Source organism: Cohnella sp. GbtcB17, assembly GCF_019091135.1.
Taxonomy (GTDB): Bacteria; Bacillota; Bacilli; order Paenibacillales; family Paenibacillaceae; genus Cohnella.
Map to the genome: position 1 here is coordinate 1 of NZ_JAGXJW010000210.1, position 322 is coordinate 322.

1 protein-coding gene is annotated in these 322 nt (G+C 58.7%); it reads right to left on the reverse strand.

Going from position 1 to position 322, the window contains the following annotated elements; translation table 11 throughout:
- The coding region (locus KVT38_RS33620; protein ID WP_217598060.1) for an SDR family oxidoreductase at window positions 1-322 on the reverse strand (322 nt) is incomplete at both ends.

Below are 322 nucleotides of genomic sequence, written 5' to 3' on the forward strand. Positions count from 1 at the left end.
TGGCCCGACGGCATGACCGCCTCCTCGCTCGCAATGAGGATGACGCGGCCGTACGCTTTCTCCAGCAGTTTCGGCAAGTAGTGCCGGGTCAAGGCGTTGGCGGCGAGCACGATCGTTTGAAAATAGGTGTCCCATACTTCGTCATCCGCGTCTTCATACCGCATAAGCTCGTAAATCCCCATGTTGTTGACGAGAATGTCGATGTCGGGGTGCTTTTCGAACAGCGCTTCTCTTTGTTCCTTAACGAACAGGTCGGCTGCGGCGCCTCGAGGCGCGGTCGCCGGGAAGCGCGTCTTGATCTCCTCGACGGTACGCTCGACCT